We start from the raw sequence: 15,110 nt of genomic DNA, 5'->3' as shown, positions 1-15,110 counted from the left end.
TACTTTGGTTATTGCTTTTTCATAGTAGCATGGCACTATTAGAAGGACAACAGCACTGGTTATACACAATATCTTGTGTATACGCTGTGCACAGCGTGTGCATATTCATTTATCGTTGAGCAAAATCAGGGTGTATAATGTGGATATAGTTATCCACAGGATAATTTTTCAATTTATCAATAAAAAACTTTAATCGGAATCTATAAATCTATTAATGGAATATATTGCCCCTCTATTGCATAGGACGGGATTCAAACAAAAAAATAGGGTGCCGCAGAGGTCAAACCGACTTCCGCGGCACCCTATTCGATTAAGCTGCATCACATGCTTTAAAGTGATTTTATTGCGGCCGCGTATTCACCTCGAAGATCCAAATATGGCCTTGTTTATCGATGCCGTAATCAAAACCCAGCTGGCCGATGCCTGGATATTTGGCTTCAAGCACTCCTGTCGACAGCACGGTGAGCTCCCGCATCTTCTGCTTCTTCTCCGAGACCTGCGCAGGCGACAAGGATCTGCTGATGCCCTGTGCCCCGGATACCAGCTTGCCGCCGCGGCATAAGTTTGTTACGAACAGCCCTTTTTTGGCAATCCGCCCCACGATCGAGCGATATACCCAGCCATTCTCCGTTTTCACGTATTTCACCCGATAGTCGATTGGCCTGCCATCTACCGTAGCCAAATTTATTCCTTTTTGAATCAGATAAGACCGGCCTCTCCGTTTTTTGTTTAGCGCTCCTATTAGCGCTCCAAAACTAGCAAAACGTTTGGTCTGCGAATAATAGGTATAAGAATATCCGTCGCTAGTGCGAGCTACCTTGATAACACCGTGTCCGCCGGCGCCAACGACCGGTTTCACGACAACCATTTGATGCGTATCGAGCATGGCTTTGAGATTATCCGCCGTAAATTTCCGTGTCGGAGGAATATGCGGCGCAATGCTCGAGTGGGAAAGCAAAGTCGCGGTCTTTACCCATTTGCTGGCCAGCTGCCTGCCTGAATGTCCACCCATTTCAATCTATCCCCTTTCCTATTGCTTCATCCATAGCATATGACAGAGTACTATCTGTCTCTTGGATGAATGTCATAGGTTAAGAGCCTTTATTGCTAAGTCTAGCAAATCGTGCTAGCCTTATTCCCAAAAACTTGTTCCGTTTATCGATCACGGTCACCCGGGCTTTACGACCATCAAGAACAAAACGATGATTGGAATAACCGTATTTACCGTCCCCCAGACATTCCATCGCTTTGAATATTGAAAATACTCGTCTGGCAGCTTGCCGGTTTGAATCCCTTGTTTGCTCAGCGTTTGCATTTGGAGCTGGCTTGGCAGCAAAACGACGCCCCACAAAATGCCGGATATCGCGAACAATAGAATAGACAGGGTGAGCCAGTTAAGCTCCGTGAAGGAATAGCCGTACGATTGCGCCGTCAAAACGCCGAATAGAACGAGGAGCACGATGCCTGGTATCGTAAAAATATAATCAGCCCGCATAATGCTCTGCGCCATATGATGCAGCTGCTGAGGGTTACTGCTGTTATCCTGCCTGATTTTCCAAAATGCGGTCGTTATAATGTTCCCTAGAAACAACACCGCTCCAAGCACATGTAAAAAAACGAATACGCGATCCATCCTCAACCGCCTCCTCCTTGCAATACTCGCAGCATAAATTGATAAAAATCCTCTTTCTCGAAAGCACGCGCCAGCGAAACGCCGGCCTCGGCCTGCATAGTATTACGGAGACACCTGCCTTAATCGGATTTTTGTTATTTCCAATATACAGACCGTCGCCCGGTTAGTAAACCATTTTTTCCCATCTTCTACACAAAAAACGGCAAGCCCCCCTAAATGGGAAATGCTTGCCTTTTCTCACTTTTTCACTTGTCTGTTTGCTTCTCCAGCGCTGCCTTGAGCTTATCCGCCAAGCTGTTCGACAATGATGTATTGTCGCTAAACTGCTCGATCAGCTTCTGGTTTTGCTTGCGGTTAACTTTGCCGCCCTGCTTGTCGCCAAGCATCTCAATCACGCTGCATGGCTTGCACTGCGCAAATTTTCCCGCCTTGCCGTCTTTGATTTCCATTTTCTTATGGCAATTCGGACAACGCTTGTTCGAGAGCATTGGTTCCGCAGCACGGCGGTAACCGCAATCGCGGTCCGAACAAACGAGCGATTTGCCCCGCTTGCCGTTAATTTCAAGCAAGGGCTTCTCGCATTCCGGACAGCGCGAATGCGTCAGATTATGCGGCTTGTATTCCTTCGTCTCCGCAATAACCTCCGACACCCATTTCGCCGCTTGCTGGCGGACATTTTTCATGAAAGCCGCCGGGTCGCCTATGCCTTTTGCAATGCGCTCCAGCTCTTGTTCCCATTTTGCGGTCAAATCCGGGCTCCTCAGCTCATTCACCACCAGCTCGATCAGCTGTTTTCCTTTGCCGGTCGGCATCAGCTTGTTTTGCGAACGCGTAATCGTATCCGTACCAAGCAGCTTCTCTATAATATCGGCTCTTGTCGCGGGTGTACCCAGACTATGCTTTTCCATACGGGTCAGCAGCGTCGCTTCGGTATAACGTGCCGGCGGCAATGTCCGCAGCTCGCGCAGCTTAGGCTGCTTAATCGGAATCGACTGCCCGATCGTGAGCGGCGGGAGCAGCTGTGCCGGCTGACGGTCGGCTTTGCCTTGTCCGGACTCGCCCGCTCCGTTGTCGTCCTCTTCCTCCTCCTCTTGGCTGGATGAATACGCATCGGACTGATAGATTTCCTTCCATCCTTTTTCTTTCTCGATCTTGCCCTTCGCATAAAGCGAATCCTTGCCAATGGTCAGCACGACGCTCGTCTCGTCATACTTGTAAGGGCCATAAAATAAAGCGATAAACCGTCTGACGATCAGATCATACAGCCTGCGCTCATCATTGGTCAGAGCTGAAATATTAACGAATTGCTCCGTCGGAATAATCGCATGGTGATCCGTTACTTTCGTATCATCGACAATACGCTTCGTAATCGGAAGCTGTATTCTTACCAGCTTACGGGCCAGCTGCGCGTAAGGGCCTACGGCGATACTCTCAAGGCGTCCTTTTAATGTAGGAACCATATCGCTCGACAAATAACGGGAATCGGTACGCGGATAGGTCACCAGCTTATGCTGCTCGTAAAGCTTCTGAAGAACGTTGGACGTTTGCTTGGCCGAGAAGCCGAGCCGTTTGTTCGCATCTCTTTGCAGCTCGGTCAGATCATAGGCCTGGGGATGGGGCTCGGATTTCTCCACCGTTCGAAGCTTGCTTACCTTTGCGCTTCCTTGTTTGATGCGGGCGGATATCGCCTCGGCCTCTTCGCGGCTCCACACTCTTCCGTCATGCGTATCCTGCTCGCGCCAAAGCGCAGAGAATGATCCGAATTCAGCCGATACATTCCAATAGGGCTGCGATTGAAAGGATTGAATTTCCTGTTCCCGGTCCATCAGCATCGCAAGCGTAGGGGTTTGTACGCGGCCCGCCGCAAGCTGCGCGTTGTATTTGGTCGTTAAAGCCCTCGTTACGTTTAGCCCGATCAGCCAATCCGCCTCTGCGCGGCAAACGGCTGAAGCATATAGATTGTTATATTCCTTGCCCGGCTTAAGGCTGTTAAAGCCGTCCTTAATCGCTTTATCCGTTTGCGATGAAATCCAAAGACGCTTGAAGGGCTTGCGCCAATGAACCAGCTCCATGATCCAGCGGGCGACGAGCTCGCCCTCCCGCCCCGCGTCGGTCGCGATAATAAGCTCGCTAATATCCTGCCGCTTGCACAGCTGCGCTACCACACGGTACTGCTGCGACGTCTCCTTCATGATCTTCAAGTTCATTTTCGGAGGAAGCAGCGGTAAATCTTCCAAATTCCAAGTTTTATATTTGGGGTCGTAATCCTCCGGCTCAGCCAGCGTCACCAAATGGCCAAGCGCCCAGGTAACGATATATTTAGAGCCTTCCATGTAGCCTTTTTGCTTCTGTCCGCAGCCGAGCACACGGGCGATTTCCTTCGCCACGCTTGGCTTCTCTGCCAGTACAAGCGATTTCATTTCATTATTCGCTCCATTCCGTTTAATGCTTCGTTCATTATGACGAAACGATACCATAGGCTTGCAGCCTGCGCAACGCCTATGCGCGGCTGCACGCGCTGAAGCGCTTGCCTAAGCTGGGGACGTTCCTCTCAATCTCGCATTTTTTGCTGCCGGGAATCCCCGTGTGCTATAGTAAATTCAGCTTATATGAAAACAGATTAAGAGCTGGGGAGCGTTGAAGGATGAAGCTGCGTTTTATTGCCATATTTTTTTGTGTGTTGCTTGTATACAGCGGCATATCCTTCTATATCGGATGGAATGGCTGGCTGTTCTTATCTGCACTTTTCAATTGGGAAAATGCAGGCTGGTATGCGTTAACGACTGCCATTATCGCTTATGCTTATATTATCGGCCGAGCTGCTTACCGTACGCCGCTGCGTCCGGTCGCGGAAGTGTTCAAGCTTATCGGTTCCTATTGGTTTGCTGTTCTTGAATACGCAGTCCTCATTTTGCCTGCTGCCAATCTTCTTTCGTTCCTCCTAAAGGCAGCTGGCGCCGGGACATCCATCTACGTCGTCGGTGTCGGAAGCATCGCGATTCTTCTCATGGCCGTTCTGCTCGTCCGCGGATCTTGGAATGCTTGGAGTCCCATTATTCGAACCTACCACGTACAGGTGCCTAAGCCTGCCGGCCAAATGAGCAAGCTGCGCATTGCGATGGCATCCGATCTCCATCTGGGCACGATAGTCGGCAATAAGCATTTGGAACGATTGCTCAGCAAGGTAGAACAAATCAAGCCTGATCTGATACTACTGCCAGGCGACATTCTTGACGATGATATCGAGCCCTTTCTCCGCAAAAACATGTCGGCTGTGCTCGGCAGGCTTAAAGCGCCTTTGGGCGTATACGCGGTTACCGGCAATCATGAATACATCGGCGGAAAGGTGCCCGAATTTATCGCGGCCATGGATGCCATCGGCATTCACGTCCTCATGGACGAGACCGCGCTTATCGCGGACAGCTTCTACGTCATAGGCCGCAAGGACAAAGCCTCCGCCGGCTTCGGCGGGAACGGAAGAATGCCTATCCGTGATTTGATTGCTCCTCTCGACCAGTCGAGGCCGCTTATCTTGCTGGACCATCAACCATCGGACATCGCTAAAGCTGCCGAGAACGGCATCGATATTTCCGTATCCGGTCACACGCATCGCGGTCAAATGATGCCTAACCACTTGATTACAAGAAAATTGTTCGAGTTGGATTGGGGCTACCTGAAAAAAGGCGCCCTGCATGCCATTGTCTCGTCCGGCTTTGGCACTTGGGGGCCGCCTGTTCGAATCGGCAGCCGGTCCGAGGTCATTCAAATCGAGGTGGATTTCGTAGGCGCCTAGAACAGCAATAGCGGCAACAAATGTGCTTATCCCTCCGTAAAGCGGCTCATAAGAGCCCTTCAACGCGGAGACAGCCATGGGTTGCCGCTATTTTTAGTTTAGTTAATCCACATCCGCGATGCGCCACTCGGCATCCTGTTCCTTCCCCTTCTGAAACACGTAAAGCGAACGGCTGCCCTCGCCGTTGTCTTTGGCTTCCGTAACCTCGACGACGGCTTCAAACAAAGCCTTTTGCTCTTTTATCGCAATTTCCCCTTCGGCCTTTATGCTCGTTACCGTGAAGCCGTTAAAGCTTCCGGTGCTTTCCCTCGCCTTGCGGGCGAAATCCGTGTAGAGCTCCAAAAGCTTATCGCGGTTGCCCTCATGCATATACTTGACTCTCAAATTAATGAGCTCGATAAGCGGACGCTCCGCTTCGGAATATAGCTTGCTGTCCAAATAAGCGGGCGTGAACTGCAGCGCATCGGGCTCAGCCGAAGGCAGAACCGGAATCGGAGCCGGTGATTCGCCGCTAACGGAATAAGCGCGCTCTAGCAGCGCTTGAAGCTTCGCGGACGAAGATTCTCTCAGCTTATATAACGTGCCTGTATCCCCGGCTTTCATGAAGAAGCCCGTATCATCGCTGTCGGCTACCCAAAGAAAATAGCGCCGATAGCCGAGCGTCACCGCGTATGGGGGATAAGTGACGTCAACCATGCCGGGCTGCTTCAACCCGAACCGGAACGCAGATTTGAATGCCCTTACGGTTTCCCGGTCTTTCCAAACCACCTGAGAGTTCGGCTCTGCTTTCTCGAATGTCACCATGCGCTCAACGATGACCTGATCCTCGCTTACCCAAAGCAAGAACATGAATAAAGCTGCTGCGGCAATAACAACGCCAATCGCGACTTTGAAACCACGCTTCAAACGGTTATCCCCCATTCGCCTGGTTCCGCCGTGCTGGCGTTACCTGTTATTTCTCGTACGGTACAGCAAATAAATAAAGAAAGGCGCGCCAATACCGGATGTGAACACGCCCACGGGTATATCGAGCGGCAGAAAAGCCGTCCTCGCGATCAAATCGGCTAAAGCGACAATGATACCGCCAATTAAAGCCGAGACCGGAATCAGCCTGCTCACCACGGGACCGACCATACGACGGGCCGCATGCGGGGCAATTAAACCGACGAAGCCAATTACGCCGCCTATCGCAACGGCCGAGCCTGCTAGGCCCACGCTTATTAAAATAAGAATGAACCGGTGCCGCTGCACGCTGCTGCCAAGCCCGATTGCCAGCTCGTCGCCAAGCAGCTGAATGTTCATCTGCCGCGTATAAAAAAATAAGATACCCATTAAGACGACGGTCCATGGCAAAAGGTTCCAGACATACGTCCAAGTTGATCCATATACCGTACCCGTCAGCCAAATATAGGAGGAGCTGGCCGAATAAGCAGGGCTGAATACGAGCATAAAGGTCGTCATGGCCGACAATAAAGAGGCGATTCCGATTCCCACCAACACGAGCCGAAATGGGTTTACGCCATTTTTCCAAGCGATAAAATAGATCAGCAGAGAAGCTCCCAAAGCCCCAATGATAGAGGCGACGGGTAAAAAATGAATGCTGACCGCGCTTGGCATATACGTTATAAAAGCTACCGCGCCCACGGATGCGCCGCCGGTAATGCCGACAACGTCAGGCGCCGCGAGCGGGTTGCGGATCACGCTCTGCAGTATTGCGCCTGCCACGGCAAGCGATGCGCCTACAAGAAAAGCCACGATAACCCGCGGCGCCCGCAGCGATTGAACGATCAGCACATGATCGGGGTTGCCTCTCCCGAACAGCGCATGCCACACGCTGCTGGGTTTGATGACCTGCTCACCCATCGCAAGGTTGGCCACCAACACGATAGCTGCCGCAGCAAGCAGCATCAGCGCTGCGCGCAGCGTTTTTCGATGATAGCGGTTAGAACGGCTTCCTGCTTTCCAAGTTCCGGCTGCTTGCTTCATTTGGCCATCAGCTCCTTACGCGCGATATAGATAAAGAATGGCGCGCCTACCGCCGCCGTCATAATGCCGACCGGAACCTCTTCCGGAAGGATCACGAACCTGGCAACCACATCGGCGAGCAGCAGCAATACGGCCCCGAATAACGCGCTGTACGGCAGAAGCCAGCGGTAATCCTGGCCGCAAACATAACGGGCAATATGAGGGATCACGATACCGATCAAGCCGATCGGACCGGCAACGGATACCGCGTCGCCCGCCAGCACAACGACAATGATTCCGGCAGCGAGCTTGATCAGCCCCGTGCGCTGTCCAAGTCCCTTCGCGGCCTCGTCGCCCATGGCGATCACGTTTAATTGTCTCGACAGCAGCAATGCGGCCAGCCAGCCGGCACCCATATAAGGCAGCACGGCCAGCAGCGTTTGCAGATCACGTCCCGCAATGGAACCGGCCAGCCAGAACATGACATCCTGCAGCCCGCTCTCGTTATGGACAAGCATTCCTTGCGTGAAGGAGGCAAACAAGGCCGTCATTGCAGAGCCTGCCATGATGATCTTAAGCGGCGACAGCCCGTCTCTTCCGAGCGAGCCCAGCGTATAAACCGCTGCCGCGGCAAACGCCGCCCCTCCGAATGAAATCCAGACGAGCATGCTCATTTGCGTTACCTTGAAAATAGTGATAGCCGCTACGATTCCGGCGCTTGCACCTGCATTAATTCCCATTACGCTTGGGGAGGCGAGCGGATTTCTAGTCACTGCCTGCATGATAGCGCCTGCCATGGCGAGGCTTGCACCAATCGCAGCGGCTATGAGCGCACGCGGCACCCTTGTCGTCATTACAACGACCTGCTCCATGGAGCTTTCATCGTAATCCGTAAGCGCAGCCGTCAAATCGCTCCATTTTACCGTCGTAAAGCCGAACCTCACGCTTGCTATGAAGCAGAATAGCAAAAGGACCAAGCCTAATAGCAATCCCGCGGCTTTCAAAATAAAGCTGTTTCTCCCATTATTCATTTCCTTGAACGCTCCCAAGTAAGGTTTGCCGGCAAAATACAGACGGCTCCCGCCATCCTGCGACGGCGAAAGCCCATAAGCGCGGAATCCTATAAAAGTTGTACTGGACATTCCTATAAGGTTTTATATTCGCACAAAAGAATGAGCGCGTTGGCTCATTCTTTTGTGGAATCCTATAGGCATTCCGCTTAACGTTTAGTTAAGGTCGAAGTAGAAATACAAATCATCAAGCATCAGCTTTGCAGCCATTGCGCCGCCCGATAAGTTCCAGGTTACTGCGTTGACTTTATAGTACTTTTTGTTTTTTACAGCGTTCAGATTTTTCCAAAGCGCGCTGTCAGTCCATTCCTTTTGGAACTTATAGATGGCGCCGTCCCCGTCCCAATCCGTTGTAAAGTCAAAGATATAATCGCCGTCGAGCAGACTCACCTGTTCTTTCGAGGTAACGTTAATGATTTCTTGCTTCGCAGCGAGCTGCGCCTTCGGCGTCGCAAATCCGAGTTCTTTGAAAATTTGGTAAGCGAAGCCCGAGTTGTAGGCGCGGGCGCTTCCGTTTGGATTAATGCGAATGATGGAAATTTCCGCTCCTTTATCTTTTGCGGCAAGCTTGCTCTTGAAATCGGCAACTTTGACTTTCCAATCCGCGATAAACTTAGCAGCGATTTCTTCTTTGTTCAATAAGGAAGCAGCAACCTGCAGATTATCCTGCCAATCAGCCAAGTCTTCCGTAACAATCGTAGGCGCGATCGCTTTAAGCTGGTCGTAAATTTTCTCATGGCGTACTTTTGTCGCAATGATCACATCCGGCTTCAGGCCAACGATTGCTTCTATGTTTGGCTGGGTTTCGTCGCCAAGCGTTTTTGTGCCGATTAGGCCGGAGCGGATATATTCGTAAAATGGCTGCTGCACATAAGACTCTACTGCGCCAACCGGCTTAACGCCAAGCAAAACGGAGATGTCTACGCCGCCGTTAAACAAAATAACAACGCGTTTTGGAACGCTGTTCAGCGTCGTGCTGCCAAGCGCATGCTTTATCGTTTTTTTCGTAACAAGCGCTGCAGTCGATGTTTTGGCATTCCAGCTTACCCATACGCCGAGCGATTCGCCGACGAAACGGAGAGGCACAAGCACGCTGCCCTTAATATTGGCCGGGGCCGTATCCATGGCTGTGGAAACACCGTTGATTTTAGCCGTTTTGCTGCCAAGCGTCAGCTCGACCTTTTGGCTGCCTTTTGTGATCGTTGCTTTTTTTGCTTTCGCGTCGTATTTAACCGTGCCGCCCAAAGTCTCGGCGATTGTACGGTATGGAACGAGCGTACGCCCGTTGATCATTTGAGGGGCAACGCCGAAGGAAACCTTTTTACCGTTTACGGTCACGTTGACGGCTGCAGCCGCTGCTGCCGAGGTAACCGGAATGACCGTAACCACCAAAGCAAGTATTAAGAGAAACCCGATGAACTTTTGTTTGACCGAAGACATTTAAAAACCACCTATCTTGTTTTTTATTGGACTTGCATCTTCTGCTTTATATCGCGGAAGCTTTGATAAAGCTTATAATCGAGCTGAATGATCAGCTCCTTGTCCCATTTGGCTGCCTTCGCTGCTTGTATGAGCCGGCCTAAATCTTCCTGCAGCATCTGTTGCTTGGCCGCATCGGCTGTCTCTATCGCAGGCTTCAACGCGTTCCACAAGCCTGCCATCTGCCCGGCATACTCCTTTGCCTCATCCGTTTGATCCGCTTCGACCGCTTGTTTTAGGGATTTGATCAAGCTCGACATATCCGAAATGCCGGTTTGCGTATCCGCGATTTTTGTCGGCGCGATGTTTGCGAACGGATCGCTCTGGTCAACCGCTTCGCTGCTTTGAACGTTATTCCCCTGTGTTTGTTCCCCCTCTTCACTGCCCGATGCTCCGCAGCCGGTGAGTACGACAATTAAGCATAATGCGTATGCTAGCAGCAAGCAGCTGCGTTTCCCGTTCCCCGCCTTGCCCAAAAATACGAAGTAAGAAATTGTTCCACATCCTCTCGCTATGTGAATGATAATCATTTTCATTACTATTCTAACGATCAGAATTTCCAAATTGTATACACGATATTGCCCGATTCACATGGACAAAAAAGTCAGCTTTGCCCCATAGCTTGAAAAATTGCTAGGTTTCTCTCCCTAACTTTGATAGGATATAATTGATAATCGTTCTCATACGCTTTACATTTTACTACTCTCCTATAAAAAGGAATGCATGCTATTGAATCCGGAAAACCGAGTTTTGTCCTATTTGCCTTTATCTTTGAAAGCTCACGAATACGGCGCCGGCTTTCGCTCGAAGCCTATCCAGACCGCGCGAACATCCATCGTCTTCGTTCAAAACGGCAGCGGATGCCTCTATATAAATGAACAGCGTTATCTGCTCAAAGCCGGCGCCTTCTTTTTCCTTCAGCCTGCTATGAAAATTCAACTAATGAATGATTCGGAAAACATTCTTCGCCTTCATTTGCTCCATTACCGGTCCGTCCAGCTGGACTTTGGCGATGATTTCATTCATGCGGCAAGCATGCCGTCACCGTTAAACGAGGGGGCGCTGCCCGTCCACTATTCGTCATCTGCGGTAACAGAGACGCTAGTTCTTCAGCTCCAGCAGGCTTTTAAAGAAAAAAGCAGGCTGAACGATATCAAAAAGCAGCTTGTTTTTTGCGAATTGCTTCTGCATTTACATACCTGCCAGAAATCGGACCGCCTTACGGTGAATGAATCCATCCAGCAAACGATTGCTTTTATGGAAGAGAAGTATGCGAAATCCATTCAAGTAAGCGAGCTCCCGGTCATTGCGGGCATGACGCCGAGCTCCTTTTGCCGCGCTTTCAAGAAAATAACGGGGCTGACGCCCGGCCATTATCTTACAAGACTGCGCATGGTACGCGCCAAGGAACTCATGAGCGAGCAAGGCGCCGCGCTGAGGGACATTGCCGTCGGAGTCGGCTTCCAAGACGAGCTGTATTTCAGCCGGGTATTCAAAAAGACGGAAGGAGTATCTCCTTCCGTCTATCTTAAACGGCGCGATAAACGAATCGCTGTCGTCAGCAGCTTTTTTTTGCAGGATCATTTGCTCGCTCTCGGCATTTTACCGATCGCGGCGCCAAGCTTTCCGAAATATTACGCAACGCCCTCCGGCTTTCCGAGCTACCTGCATGACCGGCTTACAGGCACCGTGCCGCTTAACGCAGAGCGGACCATTATGAGCAGCGATGTGATGCGGTTGTCACCGGATCTGATTCTAAAAACGGAATTTCAGAAAAACCCGAACGACAGCATGTGGAACGCAAACAAGAATACGATTTTTATCGGTCATTCTACGAGTTGGGAGCAGTATTTGCGGAGTATTGCGACGCGCGTGCAGAAGGAAAAAGAGGCTGAACGCATCATACGCCAGATGACCCTGCTTGAACAGGAAACCAGAAAAAAGCTTGCGCCGGTTACGAAAAACGGCAAATGGGTAATCATCCGCCTGCTCCCGAACAATTGCCGGTTATACGGCAGCGCCGACCACACGTTTACGGAGCTGTTCTATCGACGCCTGCAGTTTCAATGCGATGAACGCGTCACGCATCCCATTTATATGGATCATGCGCTGGACCGGCTGATCGAGCTGGACCCCGAAAACATCTTGATCATTTGGAGCGAGGAGACGGAAGTGAACGCTCTCGCAAACCAAGAGCAATGGCTCAATTTGCGTGCGGTCAAAGAAAATCGCGTGTATTATCCCGATTCGCGGGAATGGGACCCTTGGGGACCCATTGGACGCGAGCATATGATCCGGGCGATGACGCGTTATTTTGCTAAAAACGGTATAGACGGTTGAGGGAATGGAGTGATCTCAAGTGATCCGCAGCTGCCCCCTTGTCAAGGGGGCGCTGACCTTCTAGCTATTTACGATTTTATTAAACGAATTGACTGTCAAAAAGTAATAGAACAAATAAATGATAATGTATAATGTCGTCGAGAAGAGAACAGGCACCGTAAAGTTTACGTCAACCATATTGGAAAACAGCTTTGACATCGCGTTCACGGCAACGATGCTGTGCGTGATGCCAAGAATAAGCGGCAACCCGAAAATAAATAACGATTGCTTCAAAATCGATACGCGAATTTCTTTTTTCGTTACCCCGATTTTGCGCAAAATCGCATAACGTTCTTTATCCGAATGCGCTTCTGTCAGCTGTTTGAAATAGAGCATGCTCCCTGTAGCAGCCAAAAATACCAAACCCAAAAACACAGCTGAGAAGGTTCCGATCCCGGTGTCCTCTAATCCCATTTTGTACTCATTATAGTAAGAAGATAAGCCCGCTTGCTCTGCCCCATCAAGCAGCATCAGCTTCTTGGAAGCTTCCACGGCGGCCATCTCATCCTTCACCTTATACGCCTTGTAAATCATAGGGGCTTTAAGCTTCTCCAGTTCCTTATACAGCTCATCGTTAACGACAATCACAAAATCGGGAAACGTCCAGCTTAAAACCCGATCCTCGAGCATCTGGCTGAATGAAAGCTCCCAGCTATGCTGAGGAGCTTCCAGCGTCAAGGTTTCCTTCCCGTAGTCAGACATGCTGTAATCGGTATACATCATTTTGACCGCTACGGCCTCGTCAATTGCCGGATTGACAGTCGCGCTCCTATTTAAAGCTTTAGCGATATCCTTATAGGTGCTGACGGAAATGATTTTGACCGGCTGGTCATCCTCTGCCGAATAACGCTCCGGCAGTACCTCCGAGCTTGAAGTATGGCCGCTCGATTTGATGACCGGAATTTCCAGCTCTGCCGTCACGGGATGCTCTTTATCCGCATCGATGATTTGTTTAACCTGCCCATCGAAGGTTTGCCCTTGCGAGAGATGCATATAGCTGAACGGCGAGAATTGATCGGCATGCTTGGTATTCGTGTAATATTGGCTAAAAGCTATATTCGTCGCAAGCAGCGTGAACGCGCTCAGCAAAGCAATAATCGTCAGCGTGCCCACATTGCCGCGCATGCGGAATAACAGGTGCGAGGTCCCGACGACATTTAAGCCCCGATAATAACGGGCTTTGTTTTTCTGGGCGAGCCGCAGGAGGAAAACCGTTAAGCTGCGGAACAACAAATAGGTGCCTAAAGTTAGGCCGACGAAAGCTACGCTGTAATTACGCAATAGATCGGATTCGGATTTGAACGAGAAGGAAATAAACCCATACCCGGTTGCCAGCAGCACGACTGCCAGAGCGGCTAATACCGGCGACGCCTTAGGAACGGTCTCTGCTTGTTTGTCCGCTTGAAACAGCTCAATGAGCTTAAAGCGATAAATGAGCCGATAACCTTGGATCGACGTGATCAAAATAATAACGGAGAACACCAGCGTCGTATTCAAGATCGCGCTCCCGGAGATGGAAAAGCCGATTTCCGCGGTAGAGCCGAGCAGTTTAAGCAGGAGCATCGCGAACATTTTGGAAAGCAGCGTCCCGACCAAAATCCCAGCGGCAAGCACGATAATACTGATAACCAAATTTTCATAAAACAGCATCTTTCCAATCGACCGTTTGCGCACGCCGAGCAAGGAATAAAGAGCAACCTCCTTCTTCCTTTTTCGCGTAAAAAACGAGTTGGAGTACCAAATGAATATGGCGACGAACAAAATCAGGATAGCCGATGCCGCTTTAAATGTCATATCTATATTTTTGGATAACGCGATGCTGGCTTGAATGTCGGCGCTGTATTGAAGCGAAACGAATGTATGATAAATAACGACGCTGAACATCATGGATATAAAGTAGATCAAGTAGTTGCGGAAATTGCCTTTCATGTTTTTGACGGCGGTACTAAATAACGTCACCCGCTCCACCTCCAAGCACCGACAGCACATCCAGTATTTTTCGAAAAAAGGCTTTACGCGGCGTTTGCCCCTTTACGATTTCGGTGAAAATCGTTCCGTCTTTTATGAACAGCACGCGGCTGCAATAGCTTGCAGCGAACGCGTCATGCGTCACCATTAATAAGGTAGCTTGATCCTGCTCGTTCAGCGCCTTTAAGCTTTCAAGCAAATCGGTTGCCGATTTGGAATCGAGCGCTCCGGTCGGCTCATCGGCAAGGAGCAGGCTGGGTTTGGCGATGATGGCCCTTGACGCTGCCGTGCGCTGCTTCTGTCCGCCCGAGAGCTGATACGGATATTTTTCGAGCAGCTGCCTGATCCCGAACTTGTCCGAGATCTCCTCTACGCGGCGTTCAAGCTCGGCAACTTGAACCTTGGCGAGCGCAAGCGGCAGCAGAATATTCTCCTTCACGGTGAGCGTATCCAGCAAATTATAGTCCTGAAATAAGAAACCAAGCTTATCGCGGCGGAACATCGATACCTGCTCCTCGTTCATCGTGTGCAGGTTGACCCCGTCGATATGAATTGTACCTGCAGTCGGTTCATCAATCGCCGCGATCAGATGCAGCAGCGTCGACTTACCTGAGCCGGATGGGCCCATAATGCCGACAAACTCTCCTTCAAGCACCGTCAGATCAATTTCATGCAGTGCCGTCGAAACGCTTCCCTTAGAGCCGTATATCTTCTTTATTTGCCGAGCTTCTACAATCGTTCTCATCTCTTATTCCTCCAGCCAATCAAGTTTTGTCTCTATCGCTTCCTTTATTCTACCTTAGCTATTATGCGCTGTGGCTTA

12 protein-coding genes are annotated in these 15,110 nt (G+C 50.4%); 2 read left to right on the top strand and 10 right to left on the bottom strand.

The genetic code is table 11. The annotated features are described in order from the left end of the window. Nucleotides 1-340: 340 nt before the first annotated feature. From MRBLPE1_RS16390 to MRBLPE1_RS16380, 3 genes are all read right to left on the bottom strand, one after another. Complete coding sequence (locus MRBLPE1_RS16390) at nucleotides 341-1,012, bottom strand: YheC/YheD family protein (protein ID WP_364147042.1); 672 nt, start codon at nucleotides 1,010-1,012, stop codon at nucleotides 341-343. A gap of 156 nt (nucleotides 1,013-1,168) precedes the next feature. Further along, a complete protein-coding gene (locus MRBLPE1_RS16385) occupies nucleotides 1,169-1,633 on the bottom strand; it encodes a DUF2269 family protein (RefSeq protein ID WP_364147039.1) in 465 nt (154 codons plus the stop codon). A 245-nt stretch (nucleotides 1,634-1,878) separates the two neighbouring features. Then, nucleotides 1,879-4,053, bottom strand: coding sequence for a DNA topoisomerase III (locus MRBLPE1_RS16380; RefSeq protein WP_364147037.1), 2,175 nt, complete (start codon nucleotides 4,051-4,053; stop codon nucleotides 1,879-1,881). 224 nt (nucleotides 4,054-4,277) lie between these two features. Here MRBLPE1_RS16380 and MRBLPE1_RS16375 point away from each other — a divergent pair, with 224 nt between their 5' ends. Beyond that, nucleotides 4,278-5,426 carry a metallophosphoesterase gene (locus MRBLPE1_RS16375; protein ID WP_364147035.1) on the top strand — a complete coding sequence of 383 codons (1,149 nt, stop codon included), beginning with the start codon at nucleotides 4,278-4,280 and terminating at the stop codon, nucleotides 5,424-5,426. A gap of 102 nt (nucleotides 5,427-5,528) precedes the next feature. Here the strand turns inward: MRBLPE1_RS16375 and MRBLPE1_RS16370 are convergent, their stop codons facing one another. The 5 genes from MRBLPE1_RS16370 to MRBLPE1_RS16350 form a co-directional block, all read right to left on the bottom strand. Then, on the bottom strand, nucleotides 5,529-6,332 hold the full coding sequence (locus MRBLPE1_RS16370) for a hypothetical protein (RefSeq protein ID WP_364147032.1): 804 nt from the start codon (nucleotides 6,330-6,332) through the stop codon (nucleotides 5,529-5,531). Between the two features lie 39 nt (nucleotides 6,333-6,371). After that, entirely contained in the window at nucleotides 6,372-7,412 is a 1,041-nt protein-coding gene (locus MRBLPE1_RS16365) for a FecCD family ABC transporter permease (protein WP_364147029.1), read from the bottom strand. Beyond that, on the bottom strand, nucleotides 7,409-8,422 hold the full coding sequence (locus tag MRBLPE1_RS16360) for a FecCD family ABC transporter permease (protein WP_364147028.1): 1,014 nt from the start codon (nucleotides 8,420-8,422) through the stop codon (nucleotides 7,409-7,411). Before MRBLPE1_RS16360 ends, MRBLPE1_RS16365 begins: the two co-directional genes overlap by 4 nt. A gap of 195 nt (nucleotides 8,423-8,617) precedes the next feature. Further along, entirely contained in the window at nucleotides 8,618-9,901 is a 1,284-nt protein-coding gene (locus MRBLPE1_RS16355; protein WP_364147025.1) for a stalk domain-containing protein, read from the bottom strand. Between the two features lie 23 nt (nucleotides 9,902-9,924). Next, nucleotides 9,925-10,383, bottom strand: a complete 459-nt coding sequence (locus MRBLPE1_RS16350; protein ID WP_364147023.1) for a hypothetical protein — start codon at nucleotides 10,381-10,383, stop codon at nucleotides 9,925-9,927. Nucleotides 10,384-10,669: 286 nt separating this feature from the next. On the opposite strand from MRBLPE1_RS16350, the gene MRBLPE1_RS16345 reads away from it, so the two are divergent. Next, nucleotides 10,670-12,280 carry a helix-turn-helix domain-containing protein gene (locus MRBLPE1_RS16345; RefSeq protein WP_364147020.1) on the top strand — a complete coding sequence of 537 codons (1,611 nt, stop codon included), beginning with the start codon at nucleotides 10,670-10,672 and terminating at the stop codon, nucleotides 12,278-12,280. A gap of 60 nt (nucleotides 12,281-12,340) precedes the next feature. Here MRBLPE1_RS16345 and MRBLPE1_RS16340 read toward each other — a convergent pair whose 3' ends face one another. Next, nucleotides 12,341-14,278 (bottom strand): ABC transporter permease, encoded by a 1,938-nt coding sequence (locus MRBLPE1_RS16340; RefSeq protein ID WP_364147018.1) that lies wholly within the window; start codon nucleotides 14,276-14,278, stop codon nucleotides 12,341-12,343. Then, nucleotides 14,265-15,032 (bottom strand): ABC transporter ATP-binding protein, encoded by a 768-nt coding sequence (locus MRBLPE1_RS16335; RefSeq protein ID WP_364147015.1) that lies wholly within the window; start codon nucleotides 15,030-15,032, stop codon nucleotides 14,265-14,267. The genes MRBLPE1_RS16340 and MRBLPE1_RS16335 overlap by 14 nt, the downstream gene beginning before the upstream one ends. Between the last annotated feature and the right edge of the window lie 78 nt (nucleotides 15,033-15,110).

It is taken from the genome of Paenibacillus sp. LPE1-1-1.1, assembly GCF_040676435.1.
In the GTDB taxonomy this organism is placed as follows: domain Bacteria; phylum Bacillota; class Bacilli; order Paenibacillales; family Paenibacillaceae; genus Pristimantibacillus.
Note: the sequence above shows the minus strand (reverse complement) of the source record. Positions and strands in the feature narration are given on the sequence as shown.